This is a genomic window from Pasteurella canis (assembly GCF_900454865.1).
Taxonomy (GTDB): domain Bacteria; phylum Pseudomonadota; class Gammaproteobacteria; order Enterobacterales; family Pasteurellaceae; genus Pasteurella; species Pasteurella canis.
Genome location: NZ_UGTV01000015.1, coordinates 1,376,182 through 1,394,763, shown reverse-complemented (window position 1 = coordinate 1,394,763; position 18,582 = coordinate 1,376,182). Strand labels below are relative to the sequence as shown.

The following is an 18,582-nucleotide window of genomic DNA, read 5'->3' as shown; positions in this document are numbered from 1 at the left end:
ATTGTCATTTCACTCTTTATTACGGCTAAACTTAAGATACAGATTATATAAATAAATTTACTAGTTTTATACTATGTGGAAATTATCTTTATTTTAATTGGAGTAAATGATGAATAACAAAATTAAATTAGCAGTAAATACCTCTATTTATGATGGCTATGATTTAGATGTTGCTTTTTCTTCAATTAAAAAATGTGGTTTTGATTTTTTTGAATTGGCATACAACCAAGGTTATGTGAGTAATTTAAATGATAGTTTATTTACTATTGAAAATGCTAATTATATTAATTCTTTAAAAGAAAAATATAAATTAGATACGCTTGCTTTAGGTTGTACAATGGATTTATCTACAGAAGGTTTATATTCAATTTTTCTGCCTCGTTTGAGATTTGCTAATTTAATTGGTGTGAAATATATAAACGTTTGTACTACTAAATTAATGAATAAAGAAAAATTAATTGAAAATCTTATTTCACTTAAACCGTTATTAGATGAGTTTGATTGTATATTATGTTTAGAAAATGCAGGTGATTATAATTTTAATGCTTTTACAACTTTAGACGATGGTATCGCGTTACTTAATATTTTAGGGTTCGAACGTTACGCACTAAATTTTGATCCAGGGAATATGGCAACCTATCAGCCTGATCTGGATATTCTTTCTCAGGCGATAAAATCGATAGATTATTGTCGTTATTTTCATATCAAAGATGTTGCATGTAAAGATGATAAGTTTAATTTTGTCACGATTGGTGAGGGTAGTATTAATTATTTACCAATTATTAATGAAATAATGAAAGAAAATATACCATGTAGTTTAGAAATTCCTCTTCGAATATATAGAGAATTAGATTCAACGCCAGTAAAGAAAGAAGAGCGTGTTTCTTTAGACTTAATAGAGAATGTTTTAGTTAAATCAAGAGAATATATTGATAATGCGATAAAAGGAACGGATTTAAAATGAACGAAGAAGAAATGGATTTATTAACAGAAATAGCTATATCTTATTATGAACATGAATTAACGCAAGAAGAGATTGCCAATAAATTTAATATATCTCGCGTTAAAATAGGACGTTTGTTAAAAAAAGCCCGACAAGAAGGTATTGTCGATATTAATGTGAAATATCATCCAATATTTACTTCAAAATTAGAACAGCGTTTAATTGACGAGTTTGGTATTCAACGAGCATTAATTGCGATTGATACTCAAAATGAATTAGAGCAGCGTAAGCAAGTTGCAGCATTAGTGAACGCTTATTTAGCGAGTACTTTAAGAGATGGTATGACAGTTGCTGTAGGGCAAGGCAGAAATGTTGCAGCTGTTGGGGAGTATATTGGTGTTCTTCCAGAACGAAATTGTAAGTTTATCTGTGGTATTGGTGGTACGCACCGTATTGGTTCACCAATCGATGCGGACCATATTTGCCGTAATCTGGCGCGTAAATTTAATGGTACAAACGAAACATTATATTCTCCTGCATATTTAGAAAAACCAGAATTTAGAGAAATATTTTTGCAAAATGGAGTAATAAAAGAAACGCTTGATAAAGCTCGTAAAGCGGATATTGCTTTAGTAGGCATCGGCGACATGAATGAGAATAGTTATATGGTACAGCTAGGTTGGTTTACTCCTCAGGAAATTACGATGGCACGTATGAATTTAGGTGTGGTCGGAGAAATTGCAGGCTATGGTTTTTTTAATTTCCAAGGTGAGCCAGCTGACACGGTCATGAATAATAGAGTAATAGGGTTAAGCCTTGAAGATTTAAGAAATATACCTTGTGTGATAGGTATTGCATCTGAAAATACAAAAGCAACAGCGATTTTAGGTGCACTAAGAACAGGGATCATCAATATTATTGCGACTACAGCGAGTAATATTAATACCATTTTAAGTTTAACTAAAAGTTGAAACATTGATAAGGAGCTCAAAAATGAAAATAGCGATTGGCTGTGATGATGCAGCTTATAATTTAAAAATTGAATTAATTCAATTTTTAAATTCGTTAGGCATTGAATGTGATGATTTTGGTGCGGGAGCTGGCGATACAACATTGTATCCAAATGTAGCTGAAAAAGTAGCAGTCGCAGTTGCTAAAGGTGAATATGATCGAGGCATCTTAACTTGCGGAACGGGTATTGGTATGTGTATTACTGCAAATAAAATCCCTGGTATTCGTGCGGCTGTTTGTCATGATATTTTTTCAGCAGAAAGAGCAAGAAAAAGTAATGATGCCCAGATTATTTGTTTTGGTGAACGTGTTATAGGCGTTGAGTTAGCTAAAGCATTGCTAAAAAGGTGGTTGGAGTGTGACTTTGCAGGAGGTGGTTCAGCACCTAAAGTTGCTCAAATTAACGAAATAGATTCTAAATATCATCGTTCTGCGTAGATATCAGAATCTAATCTGTCTTTATTTTAACGATAGGGTGTAACTTATGAAAAAACTAAACTTTATTTCTTCTGCAATCATTTTAACTGCATTTTCTGGCACAGCCATTGCAGCAGGTAATTACACATTTGCATTAAGCCATTATGGTTCACCGAGTGATACAGTAACTAAAGCAACAGAGTTGATGGCAAAAAGAGCTCATGAATTATCGAATGGGCGTATCACAATAAAATTACATCCTAATAGTGAGTTGGGAAATTCTGGGGCTCAAATTGATGGTGTTCGTATGGGAACTATTGATATTGTTGTCGTTGGAAATCCTTACTATACAACATTTAATGAAGAATTAAACTTATTAGACCTACCATTTTTATTTAGAGATGAGGCGCATGTAGAAAAAGTATTAGCGAGTGAAGTTGGAGATCATTTACTTGCTTCTTTTGAAAAAGTGGGTCTTAAAGGCTTAGCTTTTTATGAGGTTGGTTTTAGAGATATCACGAATAATAAACGAGCAATAAAAACAGTGACTGACTTATCTCATTTAAAATTAAGAACCACTCCTAACCCAGCGCATATTTCTGCATTTAAAGAATGGGGAGTTAATCCAACGCCAATGCCATTTAATGAGGTTTATTTCTCTTTAAAAACAGGCGTAATTGATGGACAAGAAAACCCAGTTCACCATATTTATAACAATAATTTACAAGAAGTACAAAAGTACCTTTCTCTTACACATCATGCCTATACTGCAGCGCCTATGACAATGAATTTAGATACATTTAATTCATTAGATAAGGAAGCTCAACAAATCTTATTGCAAGTGGCAAAAGAGGGGGCAGAATTAGAAAAAGCATTAAATATAGAGGAAAACAAGGTTTATCTTGGTAAATTGAAAGAGCAAGGGATGGAGATTGAATATTCACCAGATACCACTTCTTTCCAAGAAGGGGCAAAGAAAGCATGGAATGATTACGCGAAAAAATTTGGCGATAAATTAATTAATAAAACCGTTGAAACCAAATAATATAGTTAAATGGCTAGTGTTTAATAGATTAATACTAGCCATTTTAATATTTGAGAGGGAATTATGATTGAGCGTTATAATAAATTTATAAATAACACTTTCCTTTCTTTAGGATGTATATTTTTTGCCGTACTTGTTGTAATGACTTTTGTACAAGTTATTACTCGATATGTTGTCAATATATCCTTCCCTTGGGCTGAGGAATTTTTGCGTTTTTGTTATACCTATATGATTATATTTGGTATTTTGACTACAACTCAAATTCAAGTGCCATTATTAAGAATCATGATTTTTGAAAAGTTTAAATACGGTTGGATATTATCATCGTTGCTTTACTGTATTATGTTAATTTGCCTTTTCTTACTTATCAAAGGTGGCATAAAACTTTATACAATGAATATGAATAGCTATTACTCCGCATTTAAAATTTCTATTTCTTGGGTGTATGTGCCATTTATTATTTGTTTATCTTTAGAAGTAATTAGAATCATATTGGCTTCAATAGCATTAGTTCAAACTAAAAAAGTGAGGGATTTATAATGTCATTCATCATTTTATTAGGCACAATGTTTTTATTAACTGTTTTAGGTCTACCTTTATTTTATAGCATTATTTTCGCTTCAATTGTTACTTTATTTTATTTCTTGCCGAATATTCCCGTTACTATTGTTGCACAACAAGTGATGCAAGGATTGGATACTAATGCCTTACAAGCCCTTGCTTTTTTCTTCCTTGCTGGAGAGCTAATGAGTGTTGGGGGAATAACTAATCGTATTATTCGTTTTGTAACGTCAATCATCGGGCGTTGGAAAGGATCTCTCGCTTATATCAATATTTTTTCTAGTTTGTTTTTTGGATCAATAAGTGGTTCAGCAGTAGCATCAACAGCAGCTATTGGTAGTTCTCTTATCCCTGAAATGAAAAAAAGGGGCTATCCAGCGCCATTCTCAGCAGCATTGACTCAATCAGCTTCAATTATAGGTCCTATTATTCCACCTAGCGTTCCTATGATTGTTTTTGCAGCATTAGCGGGTGCTGGTGTTTCAGTTGGAAAAATGTTTATGTCAGGCATTATTCCAGGGTTAATGATAGCACTCACATTAATATTAATTACTTTTATTATTTCTAAATTGAAAGGATATGGTAATCAAGCTGTTGAATTTAGCCTCAAAGAAGTAAAAGAAAGTGCAAAAGATGCGATTTGGGCGTTACTTTGTCCAATCATCATCCTCTATGGGATAATTTCTGGGATTTTTACTGCGACTGAGGCTGGGGCTGTATCAGTTATTTATGCCTATTTAATTGGCACTTTTGTTTATAAAGAGCTAAATCTTGAGCGCCTTAAAAAAGCCTTTATTTCTTCTCTGAAAGGGACGATTACTGTTATGTTAATTGTGGGTGCATCTTCTATTTTTGCTTGGATGATAGCGCGTCTGCAAATTAGTCATCAAGTTGCTCATTGGGTATCTTCTGTCTGTGATAGTCCATTAGAAGCATTGATCTTAATTAATATCATTGTTCTCTTTATTGGTATGATCATGGATCCAACCGCAGCGCTTACTATACTTGTTCCTGTTTTTATGCCAATTGTCAATCAATTTGGCATTGCGCCAGTTCATTTTGGTCTTGTGATTATTTTGAATTTAATGATTGGTTTAGTCACGCCACCAGTAGGCTATTTGATTTTCCTGTCTGCTAATATTGCTGAATGTGAGCCAATGAAAGTATTAAAAGAAAGTATTCCGTTCTTATTATCATTGTTAGGCTTACTTGTATTATTAATTTTGGTACCTGAGTTTAGTACCTTCTTACCAGATTTACTATTTAAATAAGGAGTAAACGATGAGTAATTGGATAGATTTGTCAATGCCAATTTGTCGAGATCATGTTCGTTGGCAAACTCATATTGAGAAAAAAGGTAGCTTTGATGCGGGTGATTTATTTGAAGCAACGCAGTTACATGTTTCTTGTCATGCTTTCACTCATATGGATGCATTGAGCCATATTCAAAAAAATGCTTACAATATTTTAGATATTTCACCTGATGTATATATCGGGTTATTTCATGTTTTAGATTTATCCAAAGAGATTCAAGATAATTTTGCAATTACTGCTGAAGTATTAGCATCAATTTGGCCAGAAGGGGATGTAGAACGGATTATTTTTAAAACATGCTGGGATACTCATTATCATTATAATACAACTGATTTCTGGGGAAAATCGCCTTATATTACAGAAGATGGCGCAAAGTATTTATCTGAGAAAAACTTAAAATTAGTTACTTTTGACTTTCCTCAGGATTATCCTATCCGATCATGGCTGAATAATACGATAGAAAAACCTCTGTCAAAACATGTCACTCATCAACATTTGTTATTAAAAGGAGTGACATTGGTTGAATATATTTGTAATACAGACAAAATTACAAGCTCTCGCGTAGAGGGATTAATGTTGCCAATTGCAATTGAAAATGCAGATGGCGCGCCTTGCCGAGTGCTAGTCAAAAATATTTAAGGGGTAAGATGATGTCTAAAAAAGTTTATTTTGGTACTAATTTAAAAATGTATAAAGGGAATAACGATACGATTGACTATCTATCAGAATTATCTCAAGTGAGGCAACAACTTCCTTCAGAATATGATATTGAATTATTCGTTATTCCATCTTACATCGCATTAAAAGATGCTATTACGACTGTCACTAATAGTTCTAGTCAGCATGGGATTACGATTGGTGCACAAAATATGAATCCGCATGACAGAGGACAGTTCACAGGTGAAATTTCTCCAGTAATGTTAAAAGAGTTAGGTGTGCAATTAGTGATGATTGGACATTCTGAGCGACGTCATATTTTTAAAGAAAGTGATCAAGATGAAAATGAAAAAGTTGTGTCAGCTTTAAAACATGGTTTTAAAACATTATTGTGTATTGGTGAAACACTCACACAAAAAAATACTAATACTGCTGATGAAGCGTTGAGAGTACAACTAAAAGTCGGTCTACAATCTGTAGCGAATGATGCTATAGAAAATTTATGGATTGCTTATGAGCCAGTTTGGGCAATAGGAGAAAATGGGATCCCTGCAACATCAGACTATGCAAATGAAAAACATGGCGTAATTAAAGAATGTTTGTTTGAGTTATTTGGTGATGCAAGTAAAAAAATACCTGTTTTATATGGTGGGAGTGTTAACTTAGAGAACGCTAATGAATTGATTTTACAGTCTAATATTGATGGGCTATTTGTAGGACGCAGTGCTTGGGAAGCAAAAAACTTCCACTTATTAATGAAGAATGCATTAAACACATTATCAACTAAAAATGTTGAGAACGAGTTTACTGATGTCGCCCGCCAATTAATTAAACAACTTGGTGGTATTCAAAATATTAGTGCATTAAGTCATTGTGCGAGCCGTATACGTGTCATTATTAATAATGAAAGCCATATAAATAAGCCTGCTATTGAAAAAATAACTGGAGTAAATGGATTATTTTCTATCGCTAATCAATACCAAATTATTGTTGGACCTAAAGCAGTAGAAGGCGTGTATTGCGAAATGAAAAGATTACTTTAAATTTAATTTATGTTTGTAGAATGAGGAGAAAATTATGACTACACAACTTGACTCTCTCCGTAACATGACAGTTGTTGTTGCTGATACTGGTGACATTGAGGCGATTAAAAAATACCAACCAGAAGATGCGACAACAAACCCTTCTTTAATTTTAAGTGCATCAGCACTACCACAATATGCCTCATTAATTGATGATGCGATTGCCTATGCGAAAGCAAAAAGTGATTGCTCAAAACAGCAGTTAATCGATGCTGAAGATAAATTAGCGGTAAACATCGGTTTAGAAATTTTAAAAATCGTTCCAGGACGTATCTCAACAGAGGTAGACGCACGCCTTTCTTATGATACTGAAGCGACGATTGAAAAGGCGAAAAAATTAATCGCACTTTACAACGAAGCAGGGATTGGCAATGAACGTATTTTGATTAAAATCGCCTCAACATGGCAAGGTATTCGTGCAGCGGAGGTGTTGGAAAAACAAGGGATTAACTGTAATTTAACGCTGTTATTCTCAGAGGCGCAGGCACGAGCTTGTGCTGAAGCAGGTGTTTATTTAATTTCGCCATTTGTGGGTCGTATTTTAGACTGGTATAAAGCTAATAGTGATAAGAAAGAGTATGCACCAGCGGAAGACCCAGGTGTAATTTCGGTGACGAAAATCTACAACTACTACAAGCAACATGGTTATAGCACGATTGTGATGGGTGCGAGTTTCCGTAATGTAGGTGAGATTACCGAATTAGCGGGTTGTGACCGTTTAACGATTGCGCCAGCGCTGTTAAAAGAATTACAAGAAAACACGAGTACTCTTGAGCGTAAATTAAGTTATACGGGAGAAGTGAAGGCGAAGCCAGAGCCATTAACAGAAGCGGAGTTTTATTGGCAGCATAATAGTGATGCAATGGCGGTGGAAAAACTGGCGGAAGGTATTCGTAAGTTTGCAGCTGACCAAGAAAAATTAGAAGCGATGTTATTGGCAAAATTTTAACTTAATGAAGGTAGAAAAGGGAGAGGATAAAGAATGGCAACACGTAAAGAACTGGCAAATGCAATCCGTTTTCTGAGCATGGATGCGGTCCAAAAAGCAAAATCAGGTCACCCAGGTGCCCCGATGGGGATGGCAGATATTGCAGAAGTATTATGGCGTGATTTTTTAAAACATAATCCAACTAACCCAAGCTGGGTTGACCGTGACCGATTCATTCTGTCCAATGGGCATGGCTCTATGTTGATTTATAGTCTTTTGCATTTAACAGGCTATGACTTGTCTATCGATGACCTAAAACAATTCCGTCAATTACATTCTAAAACACCAGGTCACCCAGAATACGGCTATGCCCCTGGCGTTGAAACTACGACAGGACCGTTAGGGCAAGGTATCACTAATGCCGTAGGTTTTGCTCTGGCTGAAAAAACCCTTGCTCACCAATTTAACCGTCCAGGTCATGAGATTGTTGACCATTATACTTATGTCTTCTTGGGTGATGGTTGCTTAATGGAAGGGATTTCCCATGAGGCGTGCTCTCTAGCGGGTACATTGGGCTTAGGTAAATTAATTGCCTTTTATGATGATAATAATATCTCCATTGATGGTCATGTTGATGGCTGGTTCACAGATGATACACAAAAACGTTTTGAAGCTTATGGTTGGCATGTGATTCCTGCAATTGATGGGCATAATTCAGCACAAATCATTGATGCAGTAAAACAAGCACAAGCAGAAAAAGACAAACCGACTTTAATTATTTGTAAAACGATTATTGGTTTTGGTTCACCAAATAAAGCAAACTCACATGACAGTCATGGTGCACCATTAGGTGATGAAGAAATTGCTTTAACTCGTCAGGCATTAAATTGGTCACATGCACCGTTTGATATCCCAGCTGATATTTATGCGCAGTGGGATGCTAAAGACAAAGGGAATGTTGCACAGAAAGCTTGGGAAGAAAAATTTGCGGCTTATGAAAAAGCTTATCCTGAATTAGCGGCTGAGTTTACACGTCGTGTTAATGCTGAATTGCCTGCAAATTGGGCCGCAGAATCACAAGCATTTATTGAACAACTCCAAGCTAATCCAGCCAATATTGCTAGCCGTAAAGCCTCACAAAATGCCATTGAAGCTTATGCAAAATTATTACCTGAGTTTTTAGGTGGCTCAGCGGACTTAGCCAGCTCTAACTTAACCTTATGGTCTGGCTCAAAACCAATTCGTGCAGTTGAAAATGCAGATGGTAACTATATTAACTATGGTGTACGTGAATTTGGTATGTCGGCCATTATGAACGGCATTGCTTTACATGGTGGTTTTATTCCTTATGGCGCGACTTTCTTAATGTTTATGGAGTATGCACACAATGCGGTGCGTATGGCGGCATTAATGAAACAACGTTCATTATTTGTGTATACGCATGATTCAATTGGTTTAGGTGAAGATGGACCAACCCATCAACCAGTTGAACAAACCACTACATTACGTTTAATTCCAAACCTTGAGACATGGCGTCCTTGTGACCAAGTGGAATCTGCGGTGGCATGGAAAGCGGCGGTTGAACGTAAAGAGGGACCGAGTGCACTTATCTTTACTCGTCAAAATCTTGCTCAAATGACGCGTAATGCAGAGCAATTAGCCAATATTACCCGTGGTGGTTATGTGTTACGTCACTGCTGTGAAAAACAAAGCTGTCCTGATTTAATTCTTATTGCGACAGGTTCGGAAGTAGAGCTTGCGATGAAGGCGGCTGAGGTATTAGATGCGGAAGGGGTGAAAGTCCGTGTGGTCTCGATGCCAAGTACTAATGTGTTTGATAAACAAGATGCGGCGTATCGTGAGAGCGTATTACCAAGTAATGTGACGAAACGTGTAGCGATTGAAGCGGGGATTTCGGACTTCTGGTATAAATATGTAGGCTTTGAAGGTCGTGTTGTGGGGATGAATAGTTTTGGTGAATCTGCTCCTGCTGACCAATTGTTTAAGCTCTTTGGTTTTACTGTTGAAAATGTTGTCGCTAAAGCAAAAGAGATTTTGTAATTTCTTGTTTAATCTGCTTTTCTAGTAATAAAGAAAACATTTGATATAAGAAGAGGCTTCTATTGTTTTATCACAATAGAAGCCATATTTTATATTATAAGTCTACCAGCCCCAGCCAATACCAGCGCCAACATTGAAATGACCTTGTGTATTTGCACTACCTGATGCCTTAAATACAATTGGTGAATTGTCTGCCATGCGACTGATGCCAAATGCAGCTGCTGATTGACCTCTGTAGGAGCCTACTGCAACTGAAACCATCGACTGACCATTGCGGAAAGCTTGTGGTAAGTTTGCCATTGCTGTTGCTCCAGCAATCCCTGCTTTCAAGTCAGAGTTCATGCGGTTAAGTTTATTTTCAATATGCTGAAAATCAATTCTGAGATCCGCAACTTGTTCATGTACTTTACGAAGTTGAGCTACGTTAACTGCATCTGTGTCTTTTGTCCCTGCTGCAAGGTTATGTATTTGACGTGTAACTCTTGGTGTGGTGTCATTGCCCTCATTACCAACAGAAATACCCGCATGCGTTGATGTCCAAGTTGCATCTGTCTTATCTGCAGAGTTTGCTAAAAATCCAGTCTTGCCTTTTTCTATATCTGCTCTAGAGTTACTACCTAATGCAACAGCATCATCTTCAATTGAAATTGCTTTAGTACCCAAGCTTACAGAGTTGTTTACAGGACGTTTTGGACCGTTGATTGTATTTTTAGTAAGATCTGATTTCGGTTTATGATTCATTAAATATTCTACATCGGTAGCCGTACCAGCGCCATTCCCAATAGCAATATTGCTATTACCTTTTATACCAACACCAGCAGCATTTCCTGTAGCAATATTTCCATTTCCTTCAACATTTTGCCCAGAATATGCGCCGTTAGCAATATTAGCATTACCAGTTGTATTAACTCCAGTGTATGTGCCTGAACTAATATTGGAAGAGCCATTTACTTTTTGCCCTGTGCCATACCCATGAGCAAGATTAAATGAGCCACTTACTTCAGAGCCAGCTGCTCGTCCAATTGCAGTATTGTTATTTCCAGTTACGTTGTTACCAGCTTTGTATGCTATTGCAATATTGTTATTGCCTTTGACATGTCTACCAGCGTCACCAGAAATAGCCACATTGGTATTTCCAGTTACATTTGTACCTGCATTTGTGGAAATAGCTATATTATTTTTCCCTGATACGCTTGTACCTGCATTGTTACCCTCTTTAATATTTCCATTACTATCAGGTGCAGAGTAGCCAGTTGAAGCAATAAGAGTCAGAATACTTAGAGTAAAAATGTTATGTTTTTTGAGCATAAGATGTCCTTAATTAAAAAAAGAGTAAATTAGATTAATTATATGTAAATTTGTTTATGCATTAAGCAAAAAACGGGTTCATTATATACAAATTAATTTAATTTGGTATTCAAAGGTATACATTTGTATACATAATGCAAACATTTATTTACACTTATTTACTTTAATTTTTTTTCGTGTGGCTTTCTTATTTTTTGAATTTTATATAATTAAAGATTAATTTTTATGAATTTTTTTTAAGAAATATTTGACTTAGATAGAAAAAATATTTATTTATTTTTTTTATTTGGCGAAAGAGGATAGACCAGTTTATAGTTCTGATAATAGCTTTATTTTGAAAAGGAATAAGAATTTAATTGAACATATGATAGTTATTGAAGAAAAATATAGATATATGGCACGCCCTATTGGATTCGAACCAATGACCTACGGCTTAGAAGGCCGTTGCTCTATCCAGCTGAGCTAAGGGCGCATTTCAAATGGACATTTTTTTCAAACAAAGGAAAGTGGTCGGCGAGATAGGATTTGAACCTACGACCCACTGGTCCCAAACCAGTTGCGCTACCAAGCTGCGCTACTCGCCGATTAATGTGTAGCATTATAGTTTCCTTTTAATTACAGTCAATTAATTTTTTCTATTTTTCATTCAATCGTACAAATTAATCTCAATTTCACTTACATTTGAGCTATTTTTCTGACAAAATAGCAAACGTTTTCTTTCACTCAATCAAAGGACAAAACGAATGACTGCACAAGTGATTTCTGGTACAGAATTGTCAACTAAAATTAAGTCAGAAGTAGCGCAAAAAATAAAACAATATGTACAACAGGGAAAACGTGCACCTGGGTTAGCGGTAATCCTTGTTGGAACAGATCCAGCCTCACAAGTCTATGTCGGTAGTAAACGTAAAAGTTGCGCAGAAATTGGGATTCATTCTAAATCTTATGACTTGTCTGAAAATACTTCGGAAAATGAATTATTAACTTTAATTGACCAGCTTAATCAAGATGTTGAAATTGATGGTATTTTGGTACAGTTACCTTTACCAAAACATATTGATAGTACAAAAGTGATTGAGAGAATCACACCAGAAAAGGATGTTGATGGCTTTCATCCTTATAATGTCGGGCGTTTATGTCAGCGTATTCCTACATTACGAGCCTGTACCCCTTATGGCGTGATGAAATTGCTTGAAACCTCGGGTATTAATTTATATGGGCAGCATGCTGTGATAGTTGGAGCTTCAAATATTGTAGGGAGACCAATGGCATTAGAGTTATTGTTAGCGGGTTGTACCGTGACAGTGACACATCGTTTTACTAAAGATCTAGAAGCACATGTGCGTCAAGCCGATATTTTGGTTGTAGCAGTAGGCAAACCACAGTTTATTAATGGAGACTGGGTCAAAGAAGGTGCTGTGGTTATTGATGTTGGCATTAATCGTCTTGATGGCAAACTCGTTGGTGATGTGGAATACGCTGTAGCAGCAAAAAAAGCCAGCTATATTACGCCTGTTCCAGGCGGTGTTGGACCAATGACAGTAGCAATGTTGATGTTTAATACATTAACTGCCTATGAAAAGCAGATATAATCAGCAAATAGTACAAAAAAGTGCGGTCGATTTTGACCGCATTTTTTTGAAGTAGATTTACTATTATGCTGAATATGTAAACTTGTAGAATATCTTCGATAATAAAAAAAACGCTATTTCATCAATAGCGTATTTTTATCATTGAATGTTATCAGTTTTAAAGGTATAGGTTTTAAAACGGTTGTTTCTATATCATTTGGAAATGTAAATTATAAAACAATTTGAAATCAATCAATTAAATATTAACTTGTCAAAATTGAAGTGTGAACACGTAAAAATAAAGAATAAAAAGGCTAGATTTCAGATTTTATTTTTACACAATGTACTTGCTATGAGATACCAAGCAGACAATATTTGGTCATAGAGTCATTGAGTTTGATTATACCGTTTTTATACTTATTGCTCATAGTTGCTTACACCATTAACACTACACCTGATTATGGGCAACCATAAGATTGCTACATTATGATTGATCGAATGACCAAAACACAAAAATTATGAATTTTCTATTGAGAATAATATCGTGGAAGATATAGAAATGCTTGATATGCCAGAATCCCCACATAAAGAAACGCAAAAATCTGATGTAAAATATCACTTTCTAATTGATATACAAAGATTGAAGGGGTAATCTCTTTATTTGTAAGAAAAACACCGTTGTCAGACTTTGGAAACAGTGTTCTATTATTCAGAATAATTATTTCATAAGATAAAAGAGTGGTAATAATCAAGAATTTCACTTAAATCTCACTATCAATTCTTTCCCGAATTGTATTCATATATGCCTGTAAATCAATAGCAGGCACCGTCCCGATTGCTTGTTGTAAATAACGGGTTAATTGCATAAAGAAAGTGATTAATGAATTTTCAGGCTGACTAAATACTAATGATTGAAAAGTTCGATTATGATAATAATCATGAATGCGTTTGCTAAAATCTATTCTCTCATTGGTATCTTCTTCCCCTTGATATTGCACAAAGAAGCTACCATAATCCACAATACAACCCAAATCAATCCCCTCTAAATCAGTTAAAGATTTGATATGCTTTTCAATGGTATCATTGTTAGTATGTGTAAAAGAATTGGTTGTGGTTAAAATCCCACCAATAATCTTTGTTAATGGGCGAGCAGGTAGTTTTTGCCCAGAATTAATCATAGATGTTGATGTGCGGTCTAATTTTCTGACACTGGCAATTTTTTGACCTGCGTACTTAATGTAATTAATATCACCTACATTTCCCTGAATATCAGGTTTGACTTCAAAAACAGCATAAACGCCTTCGGCTGGAATGTATTTAAAGCCATTTTGATTAAAAATAAATGGTGTAAACCAATTATCATAAATAACAATATCAATTTGGTCACTAGTATTTCCGTGGTAATCAATCACAATTGCTTTATCTACACTATAACGATTTGGTAAATAATTTTGCAACCATTCAATCCAAGCATTTTCTAAGGCATCGCCTTTTGAACCTGGATGATGAATAAATTCACGATTGGTACTTAATTGGCTTTGCATTTGCCCTTGCATACCACGAAACAAGGCTGATAAATCAACATGATTCATAAACAATTAACCTACCTTTATCAAAAATAAAGAAATTAAAATCCAACAATTTATTGTTAGAAATACTTAAAATAAGCAAAACAGGATTATTCAGCTGAACTGTATTACAAGAAGCAATATTATTCATTGCTTGCAAATCCGTTAAACTATACCACGCTGATGCATTTGGATGACTATGCCATTCACCTATATAATATAAACCAGTTTCTTGAAATATCTTTTCAAAATCATGAATTTTTACATTTAATTCACGCCTAAATTCTACTGGTGAGCTGGCGTATTTATCAACCAATAAAAAATCTTTAATATACAATTTGGTAAAATCATCAGAATAATAACCCAACAAAAATCCACCATATTCATTTGGATAATGATGAATTGCGGTCTTCGTCATCAGTTTAATAAGTGGGCATTCAATACATAGTTGAAGATTTTTATATTTTTTTATAATCATTAAAACCTCTCAACCTTTAAATTGAGATTATCATCATATTGAATAGTAAAATTTTGATAATTATTCTTTTGAATCATTAAGTTAATTGTTTTTAATGATAGTTGAACCATAATGGCAATATCATTATACGATGCTTTAAAAGTTGGATTCCAACAGCCAATAGGATTATATAAATCCAAAGTATCATTCTCTAAAATATTATCAAACTGATGTCTAACAAAGCGGTAATGATTGGGTGAAACACCACATACCAATGCTTTTGCGTGATTTGTTATAGATAAATTCAATATAGTGCTGGTTAAATTTAACTTGCCTGTAAGATACATTAAATCATCATCGGTAGAACAATCAAAAATATAATCAAATTCTGAAAATTGCTCTGATAAAAAATTAAGATATACTGATGGAAGATCAAATTTAATATATTCTGTTGCCAAATGACGAATAGAACTCAACTCAACAAAAGGAGATACACTCCATAAAATACCTGCTAATTCATCTGTTTTATTGGTATAAGGCGGAAGAAAGTTATATTCTGAACGGCAAATATTCTCTGGTTCTTTAACATCATAATCAGCAATGGTAATATTCTTACAACCACCACGCACAAGTGTCTTAGCAACTTGACTTCCAATCGCTCCTAGCCCAATAATAAGCACTTTTTTATCGGTTAGATTTGGATGAAACGCACCTCGTCCGAAAAAATAATGATAGGATGAATTTTTTGAAATAACCCAGTTTATTTTCTTATCGCAAAGTTCATATATTCCTTGCGTATTTTTGAAAAATTGGTCTTTCAAATCAATCATCGCAACTTGCCAGTGGATGTTTTGATTTTTTGTATTATATCCAATAAAAATAGGTATATATTTTTGTTGAATAGAAAAAGTAATTTTCCAAATCTCACTTAACATTTCTTGGTTAAATAAGGATTTAAATTCTTGCCAATTTGAAAATGAAAATCTATCATAATTTGATGGTCTTTTACCAATAAAGACATAAATCCCTGATAAATCATTTTCCTTGTTTGAGTAAAACGATGACCATTGGCAATTTCTTTGGGTAATATTATGCGTAAAAGATTGCACTAAATAATGGTACATATCCTTATCTTTATATTTTGATTTTGTTAAGAAAGTGTTGGTAACAATACCAATCTCATTTTGAGAAAATGATTCATCAACATCTGTAAATTGAAAAGAAAAATATGTCTCTTTATAAGTACAATTTTCTGTGATTAGATGTTCATAATGCTCATCTTTTTCTTGGTTAATAACATATTTAACAATCCATTGTTTAATCGCTTGAAAATCCTGCTGTAATTTTTTGTGAAAAGTAATGCAATGTTGATTATGAAAACAAATTGCATTGTTCAACATTACATGGCTAAATTGTTTATACTCATCATCTTTTAGATAAAAGCCAATGGACTCACTATCACTGATTTTTAATGGGTAGGCTTGATCAATGATAATATTAAAATCAATAGGTTTATCTAATTCTTCAAAATCAAAAGTAATGTCAAAACTTACCTGCTCTTGTGAAAAGTGAAGGGCAGATAAATTTTGAATGTATGGAATGGATTGAATAGCTTGCTCTAATTCAATTTGCGAAAATTTCATATCAACCAAATCTTTGTGAAACTGGCGGTGTTGAAATTAAAACTGAACTTTTAAGACCATAAGCCTTATTCTCATCTTTATTATCTTCGGCAAATTTTTCATTTAATGGGAGATAAAACTCTATTTGCTTCTCATTTGATTCAATTTGTTCCAACATAGATTTTAATCTGAAAACCAACATATTTTTCTCAATATCATCTAGCGATAATGCCAAATCGTTATTGCTGTTGCCAGGGTCTTTGAGTGTAAAATTTTCGCTTTGAATATTATCAATAATATAATTTAGAACAGTTTTAAATTGTTCCCATAAGTTACCCTGTGGAGATGATTTTTCATAAGCCTTAATTACCAATAGTTCAATAAAAAAAGACTTGTATTTATATTGATGACAAGCTTTCCATATTTTTAGCAAGCGAATAACTTTTCTTTCATTTTCTTTGGCTTTAATGTGTTCAATTTGAGCATGAATATTGGTTTTAAGATATCCATCACTTTGTGTTTTATGTAAATTTAAGTTTTTTTCTACTGGAAATGAATCTTGACTTGTCTCTCTTGCAGGGACAACATCAATATTAATTTCATCTTCTTCATCAAAAGTCAAACCAATCGAAACACCTTGTTTTTTAATGGTCGTTTCATGCTGATATTTTTCAGTTAATTTTTCAAAAACATCTTCAAACATGTCTTCTAATGTTGAAAAAACATTGCGTTTAAATGGTACAACCAAATCCAAATCAAATTTGGTATTGATGGCGGTATGTTTTTTATACGAGCCAGAATTAAATGGCTCATAAATTTTACTACCATATTGTTCATTTAAAAATTGCTTAATCTCATCTCGTTTGGTGCGATATGTGTTAATCAACTCTTCAATATGTTTCATCCTGTAACTTTCTAGCACAGAGTTCAAGTAATCACTTTTATAGTTAGCCATAGTTAATCTCCATAAAATTTTCAGTACATAATAGATTATTTTGGGTTTTAATAAGCCCAAAATCGTTTTGCTTTTACTATATTGAGTCATGCTACAGGATTTCAAGCCTTAACAGATAGTAAAGATGCTTCTGATTAAAATATAAGGTGCTGTGCTAGATAACGACTAAAACTCGATTTGGGTTAAGATAGTCAAATAATAAATTTGTCGTCGCCAACTATTCAAGGCTGATTGGCTAACTCGCATCATTTTACACACTTGGGTAACACTGTGTTTTCCATCTAATACCATTTCAACACATTGCTTTTTATATTCAGGGGTAAACAATTTACCCATTTTGCAATTATCCATTTTGAGAAAGTTTATCAAAAAGAGTCTTTGGTTTGTTGAAATTGGTTAGACCATTACTGTAAAAAAAGAGAACCCTTATCAATAAAGGATTCTCCATCTTTATATAGATTTTATTTTACATTTTTAATTTATATGGAATTCAGAATGGAATATTATCTTCTTCAAAGCCCATGTCCATTGGTGGCTCACTTTGTGGTGCAGACTGTTGTGGACGGTTAGATTGTGAGCTAAAGTTATTACCATAGCTGCCACTAGTCGGCGAATTGTATTGTGGCGCAGAGGCTTGAGGTGCGTAACCACCTGCTTGTGGTCGATCATTGCGGCTGTCTAGCATTTGTAGTACATCGCCTTGAATCTCTGTTGTGTAGCGATCTTGACCATTTTGATCTTGCCATTTACGTGTTCTTAAGCGCCCTTCTACATACACTTTAGAGCCTTTACGTAAATACTCTCCAGCCACTTCAGCTTGACGACGATAGAATACGATGCGATGCCATTCTGTGATTTCACGGCGTTCGTTAGTATTTTTATCAATCCAGCTTTCGCTTGTTGCAACGCTAATATTCGCTACGGCGTCGCCATTTGGCATTGTGCGAATTTCAGGATCATTTCCTAAATTGCCCACAATGATTACTTTATTTACTCCAGCCATATAATCCTCTTTCTCATTTTGAATTGGGGTGAAAATTCTTATTATTTTGCCCTAAAATCACAAAAAAATCTATGCTTAA

Annotated in this window: 18 protein-coding genes and 2 tRNA genes; 11 read left to right on the top strand and 9 right to left on the bottom strand. The window is 34.3% G+C overall.

Translation table 11 applies throughout. The features are described from left to right. Positions 1–109 precede the first annotated feature (109 nt). The 10 genes from DYE19_RS07130 (at position 110) to tkt (ending at position 10,019) form a co-directional block, all read left to right on the top strand. Positions 110–964, top strand: coding sequence for a sugar phosphate isomerase/epimerase family protein (locus DYE19_RS07130; protein ID WP_115323110.1), 855 nt, complete (start codon positions 110–112; stop codon positions 962–964). Continuing rightward, entirely contained in the window at positions 961–1,914 is a 954-nt protein-coding gene (locus tag DYE19_RS07125; RefSeq protein WP_049215377.1) for a sugar-binding transcriptional regulator, read from the top strand. The genes DYE19_RS07130 and DYE19_RS07125 overlap by 4 nt, the downstream gene beginning before the upstream one ends. A 22-nt stretch (positions 1,915–1,936) precedes the next feature. After that, on the top strand, positions 1,937–2,392 hold the full coding sequence (gene rpiB, locus DYE19_RS07120) for a ribose 5-phosphate isomerase B (RefSeq protein ID WP_049215375.1): 456 nt from the start codon (positions 1,937–1,939) through the stop codon (positions 2,390–2,392). A 46-nt stretch (positions 2,393–2,438) separates the two neighbouring features. Further along, the gene (locus tag DYE19_RS07115; protein WP_049215373.1) at positions 2,439–3,416 is read left to right on the top strand and encodes a TRAP transporter substrate-binding protein; all 978 of its coding nucleotides are present in this window, start codon (positions 2,439–2,441) and stop codon (positions 3,414–3,416) included. 63 nt (positions 3,417–3,479) lie between these two features. Next, the gene (locus DYE19_RS07110) at positions 3,480–3,956 is read left to right on the top strand and encodes a TRAP transporter small permease (RefSeq protein ID WP_115323109.1); all 477 of its coding nucleotides are present in this window, start codon (positions 3,480–3,482) and stop codon (positions 3,954–3,956) included. Next, on the top strand, positions 3,956–5,248 hold the full coding sequence (locus tag DYE19_RS07105) for a TRAP transporter large permease (RefSeq protein WP_115323108.1): 1,293 nt from the start codon (positions 3,956–3,958) through the stop codon (positions 5,246–5,248). The genes DYE19_RS07110 and DYE19_RS07105 overlap by 1 nt, the downstream gene beginning before the upstream one ends. A gap of 10 nt (positions 5,249–5,258) precedes the next feature. Further along, positions 5,259–5,930: a cyclase family protein gene (locus tag DYE19_RS07100; protein WP_049215368.1), complete on the top strand. Its 672-nt coding sequence runs from the start codon at positions 5,259–5,261 to the stop codon at positions 5,928–5,930. Positions 5,931–5,941: 11 nt separating this feature from the next. Then, complete coding sequence (gene tpiA / locus DYE19_RS07095) at positions 5,942–6,991, top strand: triose-phosphate isomerase (protein WP_115323107.1); 1,050 nt, start codon at positions 5,942–5,944, stop codon at positions 6,989–6,991. A gap of 34 nt (positions 6,992–7,025) precedes the next feature. Then, the gene (gene tal / locus DYE19_RS07090; protein ID WP_049215362.1) at positions 7,026–7,979 is read left to right on the top strand and encodes a transaldolase; all 954 of its coding nucleotides are present in this window, start codon (positions 7,026–7,028) and stop codon (positions 7,977–7,979) included. 33 nt (positions 7,980–8,012) lie between these two features. After that, the gene (tkt, locus tag DYE19_RS07085) at positions 8,013–10,019 is read left to right on the top strand and encodes a transketolase (RefSeq protein ID WP_115323106.1); all 2,007 of its coding nucleotides are present in this window, start codon (positions 8,013–8,015) and stop codon (positions 10,017–10,019) included. 102 nt (positions 10,020–10,121) lie between these two features. Here the strand turns inward: tkt and DYE19_RS07080 are convergent, their stop codons facing one another. From DYE19_RS07080 to DYE19_RS07070, 3 genes are all read right to left on the bottom strand, one after another. Beyond that, positions 10,122–11,327, bottom strand: coding sequence for a YadA family autotransporter adhesin (locus DYE19_RS07080; RefSeq protein WP_115323105.1), 1,206 nt, complete (start codon positions 11,325–11,327; stop codon positions 10,122–10,124). A 395-nt stretch (positions 11,328–11,722) separates the two neighbouring features. Continuing rightward, positions 11,723–11,799, bottom strand: a tRNA-Arg gene (locus DYE19_RS07075). Positions 11,800–11,834: 35 nt separating this feature from the next. After that, positions 11,835–11,911 (bottom strand) — tRNA-Pro (locus tag DYE19_RS07070). Between the two features lie 159 nt (positions 11,912–12,070). Here DYE19_RS07070 and folD point away from each other — a divergent pair. Next, complete coding sequence (gene folD / locus DYE19_RS07065) at positions 12,071–12,919, top strand: bifunctional methylenetetrahydrofolate dehydrogenase/methenyltetrahydrofolate cyclohydrolase FolD (protein WP_115323104.1); 849 nt, start codon at positions 12,071–12,073, stop codon at positions 12,917–12,919. Between the two features lie 740 nt (positions 12,920–13,659). On the opposite strand, the gene DYE19_RS07060 is transcribed toward folD, so the two are convergent. The 6 genes from DYE19_RS07060 to DYE19_RS07035 form a co-directional block, all read right to left on the bottom strand. Next, a complete protein-coding gene (locus DYE19_RS07060) occupies positions 13,660–14,490 on the bottom strand; it encodes a DUF6602 domain-containing protein (protein WP_115323103.1) in 831 nt (276 codons plus the stop codon). Continuing rightward, positions 14,477–14,944, bottom strand: a complete 468-nt coding sequence (locus tag DYE19_RS07055) for a M67 family metallopeptidase (RefSeq protein ID WP_115323102.1) — start codon at positions 14,942–14,944, stop codon at positions 14,477–14,479. Before DYE19_RS07055 ends, DYE19_RS07060 begins: the two co-directional genes overlap by 14 nt. Beyond that, the gene (locus tag DYE19_RS07050) at positions 14,944–16,566 is read right to left on the bottom strand and encodes a ThiF family adenylyltransferase (protein WP_115323101.1); all 1,623 of its coding nucleotides are present in this window, start codon (positions 16,564–16,566) and stop codon (positions 14,944–14,946) included. Before DYE19_RS07050 ends, DYE19_RS07055 begins: the two co-directional genes overlap by 1 nt. A gap of 1 nt (position 16,567) precedes the next feature. Then, entirely contained in the window at positions 16,568–17,500 is a 933-nt protein-coding gene (locus DYE19_RS07045; protein ID WP_115322250.1) for a nucleotidyltransferase domain-containing protein, read from the bottom strand. Positions 17,501–17,665: 165 nt separating this feature from the next. Next, complete coding sequence (locus DYE19_RS07040; protein WP_115322249.1) at positions 17,666–17,836, bottom strand: transposase; 171 nt, start codon at positions 17,834–17,836, stop codon at positions 17,666–17,668. 154 nt (positions 17,837–17,990) lie between these two features. After that, a complete protein-coding gene (locus DYE19_RS07035) occupies positions 17,991–18,503 on the bottom strand; it encodes a single-stranded DNA-binding protein (protein WP_115323100.1) in 513 nt (170 codons plus the stop codon). Positions 18,504–18,582 lie beyond the last annotated feature (79 nt).

What these genes read in the sequence shown, in the direction of transcription:
- DYE19_RS07055 (WP_115323102.1), bottom strand. Translation starts at nt 14,944, where the DNA reads ATGATTATAAAAAAATATAAAAATCTTCAACTATGTATTGAATGCCCA.
- DYE19_RS07115 (WP_049215373.1), top strand. Translation starts at nt 2,439, where the DNA reads ATGAAAAAACTAAACTTTATTTCTTCTGCAATCATTTTAACTGCATTT.
- DYE19_RS07130 (WP_115323110.1), top strand. Translation starts at nt 110, where the DNA reads ATGAATAACAAAATTAAATTAGCAGTAAATACCTCTATTTATGATGGC.
- DYE19_RS07040 (WP_115322249.1), bottom strand. Translation starts at nt 17,836, where the DNA reads ATGGGTAAATTGTTTACCCCTGAATATAAAAAGCAATGTGTTGAAATG.
- DYE19_RS07100 (WP_049215368.1), top strand. Translation starts at nt 5,259, where the DNA reads ATGAGTAATTGGATAGATTTGTCAATGCCAATTTGTCGAGATCATGTT.
- rpiB (WP_049215375.1), top strand. Translation starts at nt 1,937, where the DNA reads ATGAAAATAGCGATTGGCTGTGATGATGCAGCTTATAATTTAAAAATT.
- DYE19_RS07080 (WP_115323105.1), bottom strand. Translation starts at nt 11,327, where the DNA reads ATGCTCAAAAAACATAACATTTTTACTCTAAGTATTCTGACTCTTATT.
- DYE19_RS07035 (WP_115323100.1), bottom strand. Translation starts at nt 18,503, where the DNA reads ATGGCTGGAGTAAATAAAGTAATCATTGTGGGCAATTTAGGAAATGAT.
- folD (WP_115323104.1), top strand. Translation starts at nt 12,071, where the DNA reads ATGACTGCACAAGTGATTTCTGGTACAGAATTGTCAACTAAAATTAAG.
- DYE19_RS07050 (WP_115323101.1), bottom strand. Translation starts at nt 16,566, where the DNA reads ATGAAATTTTCGCAAATTGAATTAGAGCAAGCTATTCAATCCATTCCA.
- DYE19_RS07125 (WP_049215377.1), top strand. Translation starts at nt 961, where the DNA reads ATGAACGAAGAAGAAATGGATTTATTAACAGAAATAGCTATATCTTAT.
- DYE19_RS07045 (WP_115322250.1), bottom strand. Translation starts at nt 17,500, where the DNA reads ATGGCTAACTATAAAAGTGATTACTTGAACTCTGTGCTAGAAAGTTAC.
- DYE19_RS07060 (WP_115323103.1), bottom strand. Translation starts at nt 14,490, where the DNA reads ATGAATCATGTTGATTTATCAGCCTTGTTTCGTGGTATGCAAGGGCAA.
- tal (WP_049215362.1), top strand. Translation starts at nt 7,026, where the DNA reads ATGACTACACAACTTGACTCTCTCCGTAACATGACAGTTGTTGTTGCT.
- DYE19_RS07105 (WP_115323108.1), top strand. Translation starts at nt 3,956, where the DNA reads ATGTCATTCATCATTTTATTAGGCACAATGTTTTTATTAACTGTTTTA.
- tpiA (WP_115323107.1), top strand. Translation starts at nt 5,942, where the DNA reads ATGTCTAAAAAAGTTTATTTTGGTACTAATTTAAAAATGTATAAAGGG.
- tkt (WP_115323106.1), top strand. Translation starts at nt 8,013, where the DNA reads ATGGCAACACGTAAAGAACTGGCAAATGCAATCCGTTTTCTGAGCATG.
- DYE19_RS07110 (WP_115323109.1), top strand. Translation starts at nt 3,480, where the DNA reads ATGATTGAGCGTTATAATAAATTTATAAATAACACTTTCCTTTCTTTA.